Origin of the sequence: Aquibacillus koreensis (genome assembly GCF_025154055.1) — a bacterium.
Classification (GTDB): Bacteria; Bacillota; Bacilli; order Bacillales; family Amphibacillaceae; genus Aquibacillus_C; species Aquibacillus_C koreensis.
Window position 1 is genome coordinate 105,216 of sequence record NZ_JAOALK010000056.1, and the last position, 16,567, is coordinate 121,782.

The following is a 16,567-nucleotide window of genomic DNA, read 5'->3' on the forward strand; positions in this document are numbered from 1 at the left end:
ATTTATAGCCGAATGCGCAACAAGTTATTAGTAGAAGCAACTATATTAACTACACGTTAAACAAATGCAAACAAAACAAGAGCGTTAACACGACGTTAACGCTTAACTTGCAAATACAATCGTTACAATGACGATTGAGGCTATTATACCAATAAAATCTGCTATGAGTCCAACTTTTAAAGCATCTCCCATTCTTCTAATTCCTACAGCTCCAAAATAAACCGTAATAATATACAAAGTCGTATCCGTACTGCCTTGCATTGTTGAAGCTAACCTACCAATAAATGAATCTGGACCGTAGGTTTTAATTAATTCTGTTGTCATTCCAAGTGCTGCTGTTCCTGAAATTGGCCGTATTGCTGCTAACGGAACAATTTCAGAAGGTACCCCTAGTTTCGTTAGCACTGGTGATATAAAAGAAATAAAAGCTTCCATGGCTCCTGAACTCCTTAGAATTGCTATCGACACGATCATACCTAATAAAAAAGGAAGAAGGGAAAAAGCCATTTTGACTCCTTCTTTTCCTCCTTCTACAAAAATTTCGTATGTCGGTAGCTTCTTCAAGGTTGCAATAACTAAGACCAACAAAATCATACAAGGAATGATCCATGTGCTTATAGTTGTCAACATACTCATTTTTTATTTTTTCGCACCCTTCTTAAATAAAATAATCGATCAACAGTTATGGCAGCAATAGACGTTACGACTGTTGCCATAATCGTAGTTGCAACAATTTCAGTTGGTGCTACAGAATCATATTGCATCCGAATTGCAATAACAGTAGTTGGTATCAGTGTCAGGCTTGACGTATTAATTACCAAAAAAGTTATCATGGACCGACTGGCTTTATCAGACCCACTTATTTTTTTCATTTCTTCCATTGCTTTAATCCCCATAGGTGTTGCCGCATTTCCAAGTCCAAAAATATTAGCCGTAAAATTTGATAAGATGTACCCCATTGCTGGATGATCTTTTGGTATTTCGGGAAACAATTTCGTGACAAAAGGCTTACAAATTCGTGTTAACACGCTTAAGATTCCTGCTTTCTCCGCAACACGCATTAAACCTAACCAAAACACTAAAACACTAATTAGTCCAATAGATAATGTTACGGCTTCGTTTGCACTCTCAAACAAGGCCTCACTTACCTTATCCATTGTCCCATTGAACATCGCATAAATAATACCAATGATGGCCATTCCTGCCCATATATAATTAACCATCTATATTACTCCAATAATACGATGAAATGTTTCTATAAGTTCATCTAGTAAACCTTTTTCCTCTTTTTCCTCTGGGTCTGAGTCATCACTTCTATAAATAGAAGTTTCCGCAATAGGCTCACCATTTAGCCTGAATACCTTCTTACCAATAACAGGGCTCCATTCTGCATTTAGTTTTTCAAAATATGTTGCCGTATTGATGCTCTCTTCTTCATCAGAAGTTAACGGAAATGTAACTTCATTTCTAAAAAATCCTTCTTTTTGTTCGTCACTCTCCGTTATATTAAAAGTTTGTTTACCCTTTTCTTGCAGTGTAGTTAGATCATAGTTTTCAAAACCCCAGTCAAATAAACGCATGTGGTCTTTCCAATCATCGGAAGCATTTAATGTTACGACGATTAATTCCATTCCGTCTTTTTTTGCTGTAGACACAAGCGTCCGTCCTGCTGCTTTCGTGTACCCTGTTTTTCCACCTGTTGAATACTTATAATACCTAGTTAATAATTTATTCTTATTTCCCCATGCATATTTTCTAGTCTCCGCTTTGTGTGATTTTGATCCAGTTATCTCTCTAAAAGTCTCGTTCTCCATTGCATATCTAGTTAGCAGGGCCATGTCGTATGCAGTTGAGTAATGCTTGTCAGAATCTAAGCCATGTGGATTATCAAAATGAGAATTTGTCATACCTAACCAAACAGCTTTTTCGTTCATTAGGTGTGTAAACCCTTCAACACTTCCACCTACATGCTCAGCGATAGCCACAGCAGAGTCATTTCCAGACCTCAACATTAAACCATAGACTAGGTCTTTTAATTTCATTTTTTCCCCTTCTTCTAAGTAAAGAGAAGAGCCCTCGGTGTAGACCGACCTTCGACTCGCTGTTACGGCGTCCTCCATTTTTCCTGATTCTATTGCTATAATTGCTGTCATAATCTTTGTAATACTTGCAATTAAGTGTGGATCATTTGACTGCTTCTCATATAAGACTCGACCTGAAGACTGTTCCATTAAAACAGCATTATTTGCAGAAACACCAGGTTTTGCATTGGTGTATGTAGGTGAAAAAAGGAAAATTAAACTGATACAGCTTATAACGATAAACAATTGCTTCACTTTGGTTCCTCCCAACCTTACCTATGTCTCTACAATATTATGCAAGAAGGACGGGCTTATGATTAATCAGGTTAAAATTTAAAAAAGCGAACCAAAAAACCTTTATCCAAAAAGGATAAAGGTCTTATAAACACTGTTTAATATAATGGCCAAACAAGTTTATTGGCTTGTTGAAATCTCTCTGACACATCAGGCCAATGAACCACATTCCACCAATTATCAATATAATTAGATCTATTATTTTGGTATTGAAGATAATAAGCATGTTCCCAGACATCTAATACAAGCAAAGGGATACTATCCCATAAGCTAAACATTTGGTGCTTTTCAACGGTTTGAATCCCTAATCTGCCAGCACGAGGTTGCCAAACTAATATCGCCCAACCTACACCTTCTACTGATTCAGCGGCTTTCGTGAAAAGGAGTTGAAAGTTCTTAAACGAGCCAAAGTCTTTTCTTATTTGACTAAGTAAAACTTGCCCTGGAGTTCCCCCACCTTTTGGTGACATATTGCCCCAAAAAATAGTATGAAGGTAATGTCCAGAACCATGGAAAGCTTGTTCTCTCATCCAATGTTTTAAGAGGTTAGGGTCAACCTTCTTACCATACAATTCTTTCTCTGCCTTATTCAAACCATCTACGTATGATTGGTGGTGCTCTTTGTGATGCAACCTCATAATCTCTTCTGCAATATATGGTTCTAAAGCATTATACGCATATGGGAGAGGTGGTAACTGATGCTCTCCAGGCGGCAATCTGTCTTTTTTATTTCTCGGGTTAGCAATCGTTTCTTCCAACATATCTACTAAATTCTGACTTCTATCTTGAATGTCATAGATAGTGTCATCTGATATGGAATCGGCCTGATCTAACTTTTCGTTAATAATTGTTTTCCAATGATTGATTTGGTTATGCCATTCCTTAAGCTCTGACTCGTCCACATCGATTTGGCTTACTTTTTGTTCTAATTCATCAGCCCAAGACAACAAGGACATTAAATAGTTTTTTTTATTATCCTGCATATAATCACCTCAAAAACTATTTTATGGAAAAGTAAATTATGGGTGAATATATTGGAGATAATTTTCGATAAAAATTGGGATTCTTATTCCTCTAAATCTTTAAATCGTTCAAAGAATAAGTCCGCTTCATTCTCTACATCTTCTTCTGAGATCCCTTCCGGTAAAGGAGGCAGTTCTTCAATCGATTTTAACCCAAAATATGTTAGGAAATCTTTAGATGTACCAAACATAATCGGCCTACCTACACCTTCTTTTCGACCTGCTTCTTCCACTAATGCTCTTGCTAACAATGTCTGAACTGGTCGATCACTATTTACTCCACGTATTTCTTCAATCTCTGCCCGTGTAATTGGTTGTTGGTAAGCAATAATAGCCAATGTTTCCAATGCAGCTTGAGATAATCGAGAAGACTGTGGTGACTCCATCAACTTTTGGTAGTAAGACGTATGTTCTGGTTTTGTAGTTAAATGGTAGAGGTCTTTGGATTGGATAATCGTAATACCTCTTTCCACATTTTCATAATCATATTTTAACTCTTCCATAATATGATCTACTGTTTTTGCATCCATTTCAAGCAATCGCACTAACTGTTTTTTACTAATTCCTTCATCGCCTGAAACAAAAAGTAATCCTTCTGTAACAGCCTTAAGTTCTCTTAGTTCCACTGTTCACCCTCCATATTGAAAACCAACAATTCATCGAAGTGTTTTTCTTGTGTACAATATATTTTCTTTGTCTTCATCAGTTCTAGAATAGCTATAAACGTAACAACAATATGAGAGCGAGAGTGATAAGGAAAAAGTTGATCAAATGGAATTCCATGTTTTATTCCCTTCATTTGCTCAAGCACTTCATCCATTCTTTGTTTAATTGGTATTTCTGCTCGTTGCACACGCGTTTCTAAAGGTTTATTCCACTTTTTTCTGTCGAAGACCTTATTCATTGCAGCAATCATGTCATAGATTGAGATATTACCCCTTTCTACTGGTTGCTGATTTGATAATTTTTCAAAAGTTTTAGGTGGTCTGGTGTATATCATATTCGCATCTAGTTCTTTTTCTTTTAATTGGTGCGCAACTTCCTTGTATTTACGATATTCTATTAAACGCCTCATCAAGTCTTCTCTAGGATCTTCCTCATAGGCATCATTTTCAGACTCTATTTCTTGATTTGGTAATAATAGTTGACTCTTGATCGCTAATAGTGTAGCAGCCATAACCAAATATTCACTAGCAACATTAAGTTCTAACTGTTGCATCGTATGAATATAAACCATATATTGCTCTGTAATCTGAGAAACAGGTATATCATATATATCAATTTCATACTGATTTATGAGATGTAACAAAAGGTCCAATGGCCCCTCAAATGCATCTAGTTTTACTTGATATGTTTCATACATTTGCGTATTTCCTCCAATTTAAAGACAAGGTTCATGTGATTGTTCTAGACCTTTCATACTTAATATAGCAAAGGTAGGGTGATATAGAAAGGGAAATTCGACAAGAAAAACGTCTAAAAATGATTATATTCTAATGATTTGTTGTTATATATCCAATGTAGTTATAAATTCATATGCGAGGATAATTTCCTAATAGAGAATTTTCGTGGTGTTTGCACATGGATCACAACATGACTAAAAAACAAAAAAACAGCTCTAAAATAGAGCTGAAACTTATTAGTTATCACATTTTGCTAGAAAGTTTTGTGTTAGTTCGGATGCAATTATGTCGTAATGATCACTGTACAATACTTTTATTTCTTGAACCATTTTCTTACCTATCCCCATATTTCTATGAGAAGGATTAACTGAAATATGTTGTACTAAGATTTTGTCATCTTCTGTCACTCGTACGCCAATTGCACCTAAGATATCTTCTTCTTTCCATAAATGAAGATGCCAATTGTCATTTGTTTCATAATCTTTAATTGTTTGTTGTAACTTTTTGACTTCCCTTTCTTCAGGCATAAACGATAACAATCCCATAGCAATTTTTTCAAATGTTTTTTTATAACGAATTAACATAAGAACCCCTCATTAAAGAAAAATAGCTGACTATTGTAAGAGCATAAAACAAAATTTCTACTTAATTTTCAATAGATCACCTTAGAAAAGGTGAATTATACCCTATTTATGACTCATTTTCTTTGTTTTGTCAAATATTTCTTCAAAATTTTATAATACGATTAAGAACCAATAAATAATACCCCAAATAAAACCTATACCAAGCAAAATAATAAATAAAATCCAATTCTTCTTCTTTTGACTCAACGTTATACCATCCTTTTTTAATTATCTAACAATGAGTTCTATAACACTATTTCCAATTATTGCTCATTTAACATAAAATATACTATGAATCTTAGTGATTGTCATTTCTTTCTTTTATGTATTATTTTTTTAGAAGTTGCTGCATGATGATGTAACCATCTGATTTTTTTTGTTTCCATTTAAAAGGAATCACATTGATAAAAGCTAACCACAAATTAAAAAACATAAACAATTGACCTAATACACTAGTTGTCTCTAAACATATTACCAAGAAAGCAATTATAGTATTTAGCAGTGGTCCTGACACCGAAATAATGGCTACTTCCATACGCGTGAAAGGGATATTTCTCGTACTTTGAGCTAGACCTCCAATAAAAAGAAAGGTATATAGTACAACTTGCACCTTCTTCCAAGCGAATTCTTTTATCTTCCACCCTATTCCAAATTCAAGCCTAACTTGATCTGCTTTTACTATTAATCCTCCTAATGCATGTCCACACTCATGAATTAGGACGCACAAAGGTGCTATAACAAGTAGAAAAAATAGTATATTAATCCAATCCATCACTAGCACCTCTTCATCACTCCAAAAGAAAATTTAGTGAATGTTCTAGTCGCTAAAGGGATGAACCAAGGTCACGTTTCTTACACTTGGCACATCCTATTTTTCACCACGTCAAGAGACTTCCTAGCAAAAAATTAATAACGTATAAATAAGAAAGGGTGTCGGCTCAGGCCAACACCCTCTTTGAATAACAAACCGTACAACAGTAAAATAAAGAAGTACTCCTACTTTTCTTCCACTTTCACCGATTTCATCTCATCACCTTGCTTAATACGTAAGACGGTATCCATTCCCTCTGTCACTTGACCGAATACAGTGTGAACACCATCTAGATGTGGCTGCGGTTCATGAACGATAAAGAATTGACTACCACCTGTATCTTTACCAGCATGAGCCATTGAAAGTGAACCAGCAACATGTTTATGCGGATTACCTTCCGTTTCGCATTTAATGCTGTATCCAGGGCCGCCAGCGCCAGTTCCAGTTGGATCTCCACCTTGTGCTACAAATCCAGGGATTACTCGGTGAAATGTAACTCCATCGTAAAAACCACTGTTCGCAAGTTTTTCAAAGTTAGCCACTGTATTTGGAGCGGCATCTTCATATAGCTCAATAAGTATTTTTTCTCCATTTTCATACTCCATTGTTGCTTGTTTCATATCATTTTCCTCCTCAAATATTACTTACTCTTGTTATTCTCACCAGTTGAATTACTATTCATAAGATAAATCATTTCTGGTTAAGTCCTCATAGGATTCTCTTTGAATGACTAGCTTATCCTTACCTTCTTCCACAAATACCACTGCAGCTTTAGGGAAGCGATTATAGTGATTAGACATTGAATAACCATAAGCACCAGTACTAAATACAGCTAAAAAATCTCCATGTTCAACTTCAGGCAATTCTATATCCCATATTAACATATCGCCAGATTCACAGCATTTACCGGCAACAGAAACAGTTTCTGATAAAGGTTGTTTTGCTTTATTAGCAATGACAGCATCATATTTTGCTTGATACAATGCAGGTCGAATATTATCCGTCATGCCACCATCCACCGAAATATACTTTCTGACTCCAGGAATATCTTTTTTTGACCCAATTGTGTACAGTGTAACACCAGTATTCCCCACAATAGCTCGTCCTGGTTCGATCCAGATTTCCGGGTAATTCATGTCACTAATATCCACTTGTTTTTGGATTTCATTTACTAGTGCTTCTACATAACCTTCTAATGGTAATGGATCATCTTCTTTCGTATAACGAATGCCAAACCCCCCACCAAGATTAAGAACTTTTGGTGTGTAATTAAATTTGGTGTTCCAGTTTCTAATTGTATCAAATAAACGTTGAATTGCCATAACAAAACCATCTGTTTCAAAAATTTGAGACCCAATATGGCAATGTAATCCTTTTACTTGGATTTTATCCATTTCAGTTAGTTGTTTTATGGCCAGTTCTGCTTGTCCATTTGATAAGTCAAAACCAAACTTCGAATCTTCATTTCCTGTTAAGATATAATCATGTGTATGCGCTTCTATACCAGGAGTTACACGAATAAGTACGTCCATTTCAGTGTCAAAGTTTGCTAGAACATCTTTTAGTAACTCAATTTCATAGAAATTATCTACAACTATACAACCAATGTTATGTTTTATAGCCATTTCTAGTTCTTCATAGTTTTTATTATTACCATGAAGATGAATCTTTTCTACAGGAAATCCAGCCTTTAAAGCAGTATAAAGTTCCCCTTGTGAGACAACATCAAGACTTAATTTCTCTTGCTTTGCTACCTGGAGCATAGCAATAGACGAAAAAGCCTTACTAGCATATGCCACTTGAGCCTTCACACCAAACTTTTCAAAAGTGTTTACAAATGCACGAGCATTTTGCCTAATCGCATCCACATTATATACAAATAGAGGTGTACCGTATTTTTTTGCTAATAGCGTACTATCTATTCCATTTATTTCTAAATGACCATTATTATTTATTTCATATGGGTGATGATTCATCTTTATTACACCTCCAAATATATATACAAACGAAAATCCCTTTCCACCTAGAATGCAACGATTCATAGGTGAATGAAGGGATTTATAAATCTATAGTTCCCAGAAGTTTATTCCATTACATGTTAATTAGTGTAAAGATAAAATAAATTTAACATATTCACATCTTCTGTTCAACTTTAAATTATTCATGGTTGTTTATAATTATTTTTTGGATGTACAATACTAGGACGATTTTTGGTCATAGGAACAGATACTCGAATCAATATATGAACAATCGCTTTTATGTTGAAAGGAATAAATGGCCACAAATATGGTGTATTTAATGACCTTGTCATTGCTAAAAGTAAAATATACAGTGTGCTACCTATGACAAATCCAGGAACACCAAAAATAGAGGTGATTATTAACAATAATATTCGACTTATTTTATTTGCTACACTGAGTTCATAACTAGGTGTCGCGAATGAACCAATCGCACTTATTGCTACATATAAAATAACTTCTGCACTAAACAATCCTACATCAATTGCAATTTGCCCTATTAAGACTGCTGCAATGAGACCCATAGCTGTAGATAAAGGTGTTGGCGTATGAATCGCTGCCATTCGTAAAAATTCTATTCCTATATCTGCCATAATTATTTGAATAACAATTGGTATATTCCCCGTCTCGTTTGGCCCAATAAAAGTTAAATCTTTAGGCAACAGAGATGGTTCTAAAACTAGTAACAACCAAAAGGGTAATAAAAATACGGATGCAAAGATCCCAAGAAATCTGACCCAACGAATAAAAGTCCCAATTACGGGGGCTTGACGGTATTCTTCCGCATGTTGTACATGATGAAAATAGGTGGTGGGTGTAATGATCATACTAGGAGATGTATCGACCATAATTAAGACATGGCCCTCAAACAAGTGATTCGCGGATACATCTGGTCTCTCCGTATAACGTACAAGCGGGAATGGGTTAAAACCTTGTTTAACTAAATATTCTTCTATTGTTTTATCTGCCATGGAAAGTCCATCAATGTCAATCTTGTTAATCTCATCTTTTATTTTCTTTACCAATCCTTCATCGGCAATATCTTTGATATACGAGATACAAATATCCGTCTTAGACCTTTCTCCGACCTGGACAATTTCGTGACGTAACCGTTCATCTCTTACTCTTCTTCTAGTTAATGCGGTATTTTGGATTATATTTTCCGTATAGCCATCTCTGGCACCACGAACAACCTTCTCTGTATCAGGCTCTTGAGGGCTTCTTCCTGGATAACTTCGTACATCTACAACAAATGCTTCATCTTCACCATCAATAAATAACACAATAAGGCCAGAAAGCAGTTGATCCACGGCCTCATCCATCGTTTTCACTCTAGTTACTTGTTGATGCACTAACCTATTTTCAACAATCTCAGCTACTTTCCTAAGATTACTTTCATTATCATTAATTTCAACAAGCTTCTTTAGTAATTCAACAATAATAGATGAATCGCATAACCCCGTTAAATAATACAGGTGGGCAGTTTTTTTAAGTATAGTAACATCTCGAAATCCAACATCAAACGAAGTACCTACTCCGATTTTTTCTTTCATATAGTTTTCATTTATTTTTATCTTAGGTGAGATGGGGCTCTGATTTTTTTTATTCTTCATATTAGTCCACCTCTTTCCATTATTATTTCCAACGCTTGGCGTGTTATAGGTGACCCCTTCTTAACGTCATCTTTGCCTTGCATTTTTCCTATATCACCAATGGCAATGACAATGGGTATATCGATTTGATCCAAGGAATATACAGTATCACCATTTATTCTTCCTAACTCCGGCAATCTTACTCCTTGCTTATCGACCCCATACGGAATCAGTTCACCATTTAAATCAATTGCAAAGGTAAATCTAGACCATTCTGTATTCTTGGTGTGCGCAGCTACTGCAATCGCACCAATCACTTCTATATCAGGGTCATTAGCTAAATCAAGCAATATTTTCTCCCCTGCACCGACACCAAGTATTCCAGCGTCATCAAGAAGTACATATACCGGTTCTTCTTTCGCTCGATAAATAGCTTTCTGAATTTCTTCAGAAGATGCTTGTGTTGGATTATCTGATAAATAGGATAAACAAGTTCCTCCTAGTTCTTTTGCCAAATAATCTAGTGTTTTTCGAGCATATTCATCCCCATCTGTTACTACAATAACTTTTTTAGAATTATTCATTCAAATCGATCCTTTCAGCCAATAAACACTGCAGAACATCATCAACTATTTGACGAAGACTAACCATTGAAAAAGTGATCCAAATATTTTTCCAAATACAATAGCCATTAAAAACCAAAGTATATGGCTTTCTAAGCCAACTCTCTTCGCCAATAACGGAAAAACATTTAATACTTCGGTCAATGCTGCAGCTAGCATACCAATAAAGACACCGTGGAAAGTCCCCCAAATGAGGACAAACAATGTTGAAACATGAAAAGCAAAGCCGGTGAATGAAAGATACGTTCCAAACAACGCTCCGAGTATAACACCTGCTTCAAAAGGTTTAACTAATGTATCAGTCTTACTTAATTGAACCAGTCTAGGAATAATACCTAAAACTGTAAGAAAAGCAACAAAGCCCGTACCTACAACAAGACCAGAAGAAAACCCTATTACGATTTCAATTAGATGATTTATCATTGTTTTTACTTATGTTGTTCTCATATTTTGATACATAACTATCTAGGTCTTGTTGATACTTGAACATCTCAATTTCTAATGGGCTGGGTTCTTCATTAAATCTCTTTTTGAACAAATGGTTAAAGAACAGGATCATTCCAACACCTAATCCAATCGAGTAGGGTACCTGCATCCATAAAGGATATTCAGCTTGTCTTCCTGTCAATAAAAAATGAAGCCTCTGTTGCACTTCTTGCATACTTACATCATAGTGAAAATTCATGATTGCCATGGATGACCCAATAAATAAAAGCAACCAAATTAAACAGACAAAGAAGATGGAAGGGGACTTCAATGGTTTTTTTATTCGAACAATAGTTTGACTAGGTCCTACTAATTGAATTTCGATATCGGAAAACCTTCTCACCAACTGGTCAATGACAGTAAATCCATCGATGACAGAAACCGTTCGGTCTTCTTTTGAAACTTGGTAAATAACAGACTCCTCAATAAGTTGGTTTACTGAATTGTTGCCGGAAATATAACCAATATCATTTAACCGAATTGTTGTGTTTGGTTTTACCTCAAATTCTTTTTTAAGACGTAAGTAAATAATTCCTCCCATGCTTTTGTCCTCCTTTTCCGGAAATACTCTTTTAGTATGAAACAGAAAAGGCAGAAACATGCATTAACTCCAAAGAACATTCTTATATGAAGACGGGTAGAAGTATTTCATAATGTCCGCGATAGGCACCAAAATGATTTTCTGAGTGGATATTAACAGTCAACTTATTTACATAAATTTGTAAGAGACTATGTAATTTATAGTGAAATAAATGTAGAGTTTAGTTTGTGAACCATTATTCCTAAACTCACTCAGATAGATTATTGAAAATTGATTATTGAAGCATAGGAAGTTTTCTCCTCATTAAAATAAGGGGGAATTTTGCGATTAAACTACAGAATATAGCTTAATAAGGGATAAATAAGGGGAGGTTTTCCCTCTAAACATAGAAGAGTAAGCAATATATCATGTTTATCAAGTGATATAGGGAGAATTTCCCTCTATATTAACATTTTAGTTAAATTTCCAATTTAATGGTAATTTCTCCTCTTATTATATATGTCCATGTTGCTGATTGACTAATTGGTCCGATTACGCCCTTATTTATCTGTATTGGGACATGAATCATAAGGAATGGTTTATTAAAGAAACGAGCGCAATGTTGAACAAGGTTATTCGCTGCGTTATTTTTTGCATACAAAAAGCGCTGCAAAATACAGCGCAATTTGGAATTCGTTTTCATTTACATAAAGGCATACAATACAAAGTTTTGCGAAAGGTAACGAAACCCGTTACCCACTCTTTTTTATATACCTATTTGTTCTTTGATAAACTCTAGTATTTTCTTCTCCAATCGAGAGACTTGTACCTGAGATATACCTAACCTCTCAGCAACTTCTGATTGTGTTTTGTCTTTATAATATCTTAGATATACAATCAACCGCTCTCTTTCTTCCAAATCTCTTATCGCCTCTTGCAACGCAATTTTATCAAACCATTTTGTATCCTGATCAGCAATTTGATCTAGTAAAGTAATAGGGTCTCCATCATTTTCATATACTGTTTCATGGATTGAATGTGGAAGTTTAGATGCTTCTTGTGCATGTACAACTTCTTCAGGAGATAATTCTAATGCTTGAGCTAACTCATTTACGGTGGGTGCTCTACCCATATCTTTAGTTAGCTCGTCCTTTTTCCTCCGAATTTTATTCCCTATTTCTTTTAATGATCTACTGACTTTCACGCTACCATCATCACGAATAAAACGTTGTATCTCACCAATGATCATGGGGACTGCATAGGTGGAAAAACGCACATCGTAAGATAAATCAAACTTATCTATGGACTTTAATAATCCGATACACCCGATCTGAAACAAATCATCTGGATCATATCCACGATTAATAAATCGTTGAACTACTGACCAAACTAAGCGTACATTACGCTCAACTAAAAGATCACGTGAACTCTGATCACCTTGTTGACTTAGAAGAATATAATTTTTCACTTCCTCATCTGTCAGTTGTTCCTCTTTTTTGGTTTTTTTCAGTTCTATTTCCATAGGCATCCCCTTAATTGCATAAGGTTTTACTCTTTGTAAAGTGTTTTATTAATTTCACAATTGTACCTTGACCGGGATTTGAGATCACTTCTACTTTGTCCATAAAATTTTCCATGATGGTAAAACCCATACCTGACCTTTCTAACTCTGGCTTAGATGTGTATAAAGGCTGGATTGCTTCATCTATATCATCAATTCCAATACCATTATCACGAATAATTAGTTCTACAACATCTTCATCAAGCGTACATTCAATATAAATCTTCTCGTTTTCATCGTTGTTATATCCGTGAATAATAGCGTTCGTAACAGCTTCAGAAACTACTGTTTTTATTTCTGTTAATTCATCCATTGTTGGATCTAACTGAGAAACAAATGCAGCAACAGTAACTCGTGCAAACGATTCATTCGCACTAACACTTGAAAATTCTAAATTCATTGCGTTTCTCAAGACGCCACCCCCAAACTTTGAAGGGCAAAAGCTTCACTTTCTTCTAAACGAATAATCTTAAACAAACCAGACATATCAAATAGACGTTTTACCGCAGGTGATATGGAACAAACCACCATCTCCCCTCCCGTTTGCTTAATTTCTTTATACCTACCTAGGATTACACCTAATCCAGAACTATCCATAAACGAAAGCTGCTCTAAGTTTAAAATGACGTGTTGAAGATTTTCTTGTTTCATTGCTTTTTGCCATTCTTTCTTCAGCTTTTCAGCTTCATGGTGATCTAATTCTCCTTCAAGCCTAACTAATAATACATTTTCTTTAGTAGTTAAATGAACAGAAAGACTCACTACTGATTCCTCCTTAAATTTCTGTAGTGAATCTTTTTCTTTATTTCCTCTCCAAAATCCTGCCTGTCGACAAAACAAGTGGTATTTCGAAGAAAGGTTCTGTTATTATCCTTTTTTCACCATTTTGTCCATGGAACGTTTAAACAAATGCCAAAAACCAGCTTTTTCAACATCTTCATTTACGATTAAAGGAGTTACTGATAATACTTTTCCATCTTTTTTTACTTCTAACGTTCCTACTTGGTCACCTTTAGATAACGGGAGATTGATATCCGAATTCATTTTCACATTGGTTTCTATCCCATCTAATTTGTCGCCTTTTTCAAAAACAACTGATACTGATTCACCAGTGACTACATCTATTTCATTTTTAGCAGCCTTAATCATCTGGAGCTTAGAAACCGATTGTTTACTTTCAAATAGTTGTTTTGAATCATACTGTGAAAATGCATAATCAAGCATTTGTGTAACATCACTATTTCTATTCTTGCTTGTGTCTGCACCTAGCACTACTGCAACAGTACGCATATTACCTTTCTTGGCAGTTGCGGTTAAGCAGTATTTTGCTTGTGACGTATAGCCTGTTTTCAAGCCATCCACACCGTCGTAAAATTTTACTAGTTTATTCGTGTTAACGAGCCAGAATTCGTCTTCTGTTCCTTTTCGTAAGTAATCTTCATAAATACTCGTATAATTGGTTATCTCTTCATGTTTTAACAGTTCTTTTGCCATCATAGCTAAGTCATAAGCCGTACTAAAATGATTATCAGCAGGAAGCCCCGTAGTATTTTGGAATTTGGTATTTTCCAATCCTAGTTCTTTCGCTTTTTGATTCATCATCGTGACAAATGCTTCCTCACTACCAGCAATTCTTTCAGCCATCGCAACACTTGCATCGTTACCTGATGCAACTGCAATCCCTTTTAGCAAGTCATTTACTTTCATTTCTTCTCCCGCTTCTAGAAAGATCTGTGATCCACCCATTGAAGCTGCATATTCACTGACACGAACCATTTCATCAAGCTTTACTTTCTCATCATCTAATGCTTCCATGATTAAAATTAAAGTCATAATTTTTGTCATACTTGCTGGTGGAAGTTGTTCATGTGCATTTTTTTCATATAAAATTTTTCCTGTATCACGTTCCAATAATAGAGCTGATTTGGAATTCTCTGCCAAATTTAAGTCTTGTTGATTATTATCATTACTCTCCTCAGCATTTGCTGGAACCACATTAATAGATGTAATGGAAGTTAATAGTATAATTAACAGAATGATAAACTTTTTCATGTCTTTACCTCCAATTCAATAGTATTCATATATTTTCCATAAAAAGAAGTTTTTATAACTAAAAAGATGAATTTCCTTATTACATGACAAAGATGGTTCATTCTGATCTTATAATTTCCATGAACATAAAAAATAACCTGAACAGAATTCAGGTTATTTACCTATCGTTATTTAATTACTTTATAAATCAATGTCTTTGGATCCACGTTTTCTTTTGTAAATGAATATGCTTGCTTTACCCTATTTATAGAGTCAGTTGGTGAATCCTCATCGCTATGAAGAACTACAATAGTTTCTCCAACTTTTACAGGATCACCAATCTTCTTCTTTAATGTTATCCCAACACCATGGTTAATGGCATCATCTTTTGTTGCTCTACCAGCCCCTAAATACATTGCAGCTATTCCAATTGACTCGGCATCAATTGCGGAGACATAACCGTCTGTTTCTGCTTTTACTTCCACTTGGTATTTAGCAGATGGTAATAAGTCTAGATGGTCAATCATTTCGACATCGCCACCTTGCGCAACAACAAAAGAACGAAAAACCTCAAATGCCTTGCCATTATCTAAATTTTCTTCAAGCGCACGGTATGCTTGATCATAATCTGTCATTACTTCGGCCAAAACAGTCATATGTGCAGCTAATTCCAAAGATAAGCTTCTTAAATCACTAATCTTTTCACCTCGGAGTACCTCGACTGCTTCTTTTACCTCATTGGCATTTCCCACTTCAAAACCTAAAGGTTGATTCATATCACTTATAATGGCCACCGTATTTCGCCCTAAATTCTTGCCTATGTTCACCATTTCTTTTGCGAGAGATTCAGATTCTTCCAGAGTTTTCATAAAAGCACCTGAACCAGTTTTCACATCTAGAACAATACTGTCCGCACCGGAAGCCAGTTTCTTACTCATAATTGAACCTGCGATCAAGGGAATCGAATCCACAGTAGCTGTTACATCACGAAGCGCATATAACTTCTTGTCTGCAGGTGCAAGATTACCTGTCTGACCAGCAACCGCTAGCTTAACGTTGTTTACTTGATTAACGAATTGTTGTTCAGACATCTCAATATGAAATCCTTTAATCGATTCTAGTTTATCCAAGGTACCACCTGTGTGTCCTAATCCTCTTCCTGACATCTTCGCGACAGGGACTCCCACAGAAGCAACAAGTGGACCAACGATAAATGTTGTTTTATCCCCTACTCCTCCCGTCGAATGCTTGTCTACCTTATGTCCTGTAATCGAAGATAAATCAATCGTTTCACCAGAATCAACCATCGCCTGTGTAAGTGTCGCCGTTTCCTGTTCCGTCATTCCTTGATAAAAAATTGCCATTAATAACGCAGATGCTTGATAATCTGGAATCGAACCCTTGGTATAACCTTCAACAAAATGGTATATTTCTTCTTTCGTTAACGCGTGTCCATTTCTTTTTTTTGTTATCACATCAACCATTCTCACTATGATCACCCT

The 16,567-nt window shown here is 35.4% G+C and carries 19 protein-coding genes; all 19 read right to left on the reverse strand.

Annotation, left to right across the window (positions count from 1 at the left end; genetic code table 11):
• Positions 1 to 102: 102 nt before the first annotated feature.
• A complete protein-coding gene (locus NYQ66_RS16935) occupies positions 103 to 636 on the reverse strand; it encodes a spore maturation protein (protein ID WP_259871182.1) in 534 nt (177 codons plus the stop codon).
• Complete coding sequence (locus NYQ66_RS16940) at positions 633 to 1,223, reverse strand: nucleoside recognition domain-containing protein (RefSeq protein ID WP_259871183.1); 591 nt, start codon at positions 1,221 to 1,223, stop codon at positions 633 to 635. Before NYQ66_RS16940 ends, NYQ66_RS16935 begins: the two co-directional genes overlap by 4 nt.
• Positions 1,224 to 2,336, reverse strand: a complete 1,113-nt coding sequence (locus NYQ66_RS16945; RefSeq protein WP_311202027.1) for a D-alanyl-D-alanine carboxypeptidase family protein — start codon at positions 2,334 to 2,336, stop codon at positions 1,224 to 1,226.
• Positions 2,337 to 2,473: 137 nt separating this feature from the next.
• The gene (locus NYQ66_RS16950) at positions 2,474 to 3,358 is read right to left on the reverse strand and encodes a superoxide dismutase (RefSeq protein ID WP_259871184.1); all 885 of its coding nucleotides are present in this window, start codon (positions 3,356 to 3,358) and stop codon (positions 2,474 to 2,476) included.
• An 83-nt stretch (positions 3,359 to 3,441) separates the two neighbouring features.
• The gene (gene scpB, locus NYQ66_RS16955) at positions 3,442 to 4,023 is read right to left on the reverse strand and encodes an SMC-Scp complex subunit ScpB (protein ID WP_259871185.1); all 582 of its coding nucleotides are present in this window, start codon (positions 4,021 to 4,023) and stop codon (positions 3,442 to 3,444) included.
• A complete protein-coding gene (locus NYQ66_RS16960; protein WP_259871186.1) occupies positions 4,014 to 4,760 on the reverse strand; it encodes a segregation/condensation protein A in 747 nt (248 codons plus the stop codon). Before NYQ66_RS16960 ends, scpB begins: the two co-directional genes overlap by 10 nt.
• A gap of 276 nt (positions 4,761 to 5,036) precedes the next feature.
• Entirely contained in the window at positions 5,037 to 5,384 is a 348-nt protein-coding gene (locus NYQ66_RS16965) for a GNAT family N-acetyltransferase (RefSeq protein WP_259871187.1), read from the reverse strand.
• Positions 5,385 to 5,751: 367 nt separating this feature from the next.
• Complete coding sequence (locus NYQ66_RS16970; RefSeq protein WP_259871188.1) at positions 5,752 to 6,195, reverse strand: site-2 protease family protein; 444 nt, start codon at positions 6,193 to 6,195, stop codon at positions 5,752 to 5,754.
• A 224-nt stretch (positions 6,196 to 6,419) separates the two neighbouring features.
• Positions 6,420 to 6,854, reverse strand: a complete 435-nt coding sequence (locus NYQ66_RS16975) for a peptidylprolyl isomerase (protein ID WP_259871189.1) — start codon at positions 6,852 to 6,854, stop codon at positions 6,420 to 6,422.
• 54 nt (positions 6,855 to 6,908) lie between these two features.
• Complete coding sequence (lysA, locus tag NYQ66_RS16980) at positions 6,909 to 8,210, reverse strand: diaminopimelate decarboxylase (protein WP_259871190.1); 1,302 nt, start codon at positions 8,208 to 8,210, stop codon at positions 6,909 to 6,911.
• 185 nt (positions 8,211 to 8,395) lie between these two features.
• On the reverse strand, positions 8,396 to 9,865 hold the full coding sequence (locus tag NYQ66_RS16985) for a spore germination protein (RefSeq protein WP_259871192.1): 1,470 nt from the start codon (positions 9,863 to 9,865) through the stop codon (positions 8,396 to 8,398).
• Positions 9,862 to 10,428, reverse strand: coding sequence for a stage V sporulation protein AE (locus tag NYQ66_RS16990; protein WP_259871193.1), 567 nt, complete (start codon positions 10,426 to 10,428; stop codon positions 9,862 to 9,864). Before NYQ66_RS16990 ends, NYQ66_RS16985 begins: the two co-directional genes overlap by 4 nt.
• A gap of 45 nt (positions 10,429 to 10,473) precedes the next feature.
• Positions 10,474 to 10,890: a stage V sporulation protein AB gene (locus tag NYQ66_RS16995; RefSeq protein ID WP_259871195.1), complete on the reverse strand. Its 417-nt coding sequence runs from the start codon at positions 10,888 to 10,890 to the stop codon at positions 10,474 to 10,476.
• On the reverse strand, positions 10,871 to 11,494 hold the full coding sequence (locus NYQ66_RS17000) for a stage V sporulation protein AA (RefSeq protein ID WP_259871197.1): 624 nt from the start codon (positions 11,492 to 11,494) through the stop codon (positions 10,871 to 10,873). The genes NYQ66_RS16995 and NYQ66_RS17000 overlap by 20 nt, the downstream gene beginning before the upstream one ends.
• Positions 11,495 to 12,239: 745 nt before the next feature.
• Positions 12,240 to 12,995 (reverse strand): RNA polymerase sporulation sigma factor SigF, encoded by a 756-nt coding sequence (gene sigF, locus NYQ66_RS17005; protein ID WP_259871199.1) that lies wholly within the window; start codon positions 12,993 to 12,995, stop codon positions 12,240 to 12,242.
• A gap of 10 nt (positions 12,996 to 13,005) precedes the next feature.
• On the reverse strand, positions 13,006 to 13,446 hold the full coding sequence (gene spoIIAB / locus NYQ66_RS17010) for an anti-sigma F factor (protein ID WP_259871201.1): 441 nt from the start codon (positions 13,444 to 13,446) through the stop codon (positions 13,006 to 13,008).
• Positions 13,443 to 13,796 (reverse strand): anti-sigma F factor antagonist, encoded by a 354-nt coding sequence (gene spoIIAA / locus NYQ66_RS17015; RefSeq protein ID WP_259871203.1) that lies wholly within the window; start codon positions 13,794 to 13,796, stop codon positions 13,443 to 13,445. The genes spoIIAB and spoIIAA overlap by 4 nt, the downstream gene beginning before the upstream one ends.
• Positions 13,797 to 13,901: 105 nt before the next feature.
• On the reverse strand, positions 13,902 to 15,086 hold the full coding sequence (locus NYQ66_RS17020; protein ID WP_259871205.1) for a D-alanyl-D-alanine carboxypeptidase family protein: 1,185 nt from the start codon (positions 15,084 to 15,086) through the stop codon (positions 13,902 to 13,904).
• 167 nt (positions 15,087 to 15,253) lie between these two features.
• Entirely contained in the window at positions 15,254 to 16,555 is a 1,302-nt protein-coding gene (locus NYQ66_RS17025; protein WP_259871207.1) for a pyrimidine-nucleoside phosphorylase, read from the reverse strand.
• Positions 16,556 to 16,567 lie beyond the last annotated feature (12 nt).